Here is a 1386-nt window from a genome sequence, read left to right as displayed (position 1 = left end):
TTCCTGGTGGTGAACGGGGCATAGGGGGGCCTGAGATCCGGGGTAAGGCGGACGGGTGATCGGAGGGGTTTCGCCTGGAAAAAGGCGAGAAAAAGGGGTGGATGAGAACTGGAAGGAAGGTGGGAGCGCTCCCAGTCGTAAGCGGGAATGGCGAGTTGCGTTGTGCGGTCAAGGAGTGCGAAGGGCGTTCCGTGTGTGGTTACAGGGGGTTATGATCCCGGAACGCTTTTCAGCACCGTAGCTCTCCAATGGTGATATGTAAACACCAAATGACCGCAGTGTTTCTGGGACGCGGTCCCCATTTCATGAATAGCCAGGTAGTGACCTGGTTCACAACTGTTCAGTAATAACCAGGGGTTGCCGAACGCTCACACAGAGCGGGCGGGCCGCCGCCGTCGCGCCCCGGGGGAGGCGCCGCGGACTCCGCGACGACTCCGCCCGGCGCCGCGTTCGGGCGCGCCTCCCATGGTCCCGGGTTCCACGGGGCGTCCCGCCTGAGAGGGGGCTGGCCGGGTCGGGTGGGGCGGTGGGCCGGCATCACCGGAGGAGGGTGCGCCGCCGTGAGCGGGGTCGGCGCGTCCCCCTGTGCGGAGTGGGGTCCGGTGCTCGGCGGCGGTGTCCGCAGGTGCCCTCGCGGTGGAGGGCCGCGTCGGCGGGCGGTGCGGCGGCGCCGTGGGGGAGTTCCCCTCCCCAGGATTCGCGGCGCCCGTTTCGTCCCGGCTCCCCTGGGTAGACACGGTGTGGGAGCGCTCCCGTCGATCGGCTGATCCAGCCGAGAACGATGGAGAACGCAATGAACGGCAAGACCCACGAGACCACCGGCACCCCCCGCTGGTGGGGACGCGCACTCGTGCTGGCGTCCCTTCCCCTGCTCGGGCTGACCACGCTGGCCGCACCCGCCTCGGCACACGGCTCGGTCGTCGACCCCGCCTCCCGCAACTACGGCTGCTTCGAGCGCTGGGGGGACGACTTCCAGAACCCTGCCATGGCGCAGGAGGACCCCATGTGCTGGCAGGCGTGGCAGGACAACCCCAACGCCATGTGGAACTGGAACGGGCTCTACCGCGACAACGTCGGCGGGGACCACCAGGGCCAGGTCCCGGACGGGACCCTGTGCAGCGGCGGCAACACCGAGGGCGGCCGCTACGACTCGATGGACACCCCGGGCGCGTGGCAGACCACCGACGTCGGCGACGACTTCACCATCCACCTGTACGACCAGGCCTCGCACGGCGCGGACTACTTCCAGGTCTACGTCACCGAGCAGGGCTTCGACCCGGCCAGCCAATCCCTGGGCTGGGACGACCTCGAACTGGTGGAGGAGACCGGGACCTACCCGCCCGGCAACGACTACCTGATCGACGTCAGTACGTCGGGCCGCAGCGG

General features: G+C 68.7%; 1 protein-coding gene. It reads left to right on the top strand.

Going from position 1 to position 1386, the window contains the following annotated elements; genetic code table 11:
- Positions 1 to 793: 793 nt before the first annotated feature.
- The coding region (locus Q8791_RS31685; RefSeq protein WP_330095542.1) for a lytic polysaccharide monooxygenase auxiliary activity family 9 protein at positions 794 to 1386 on the top strand (593 nt) is incomplete at its 3' end.

The sequence above is a fragment of the Nocardiopsis codii genome, from assembly GCF_036327455.1.
GTDB lineage: Bacteria > Actinomycetota > Actinomycetes > Streptosporangiales > Streptosporangiaceae > Nocardiopsis > Nocardiopsis codii.
This window is presented reverse-complemented; position numbering and strand designations above follow the sequence as displayed.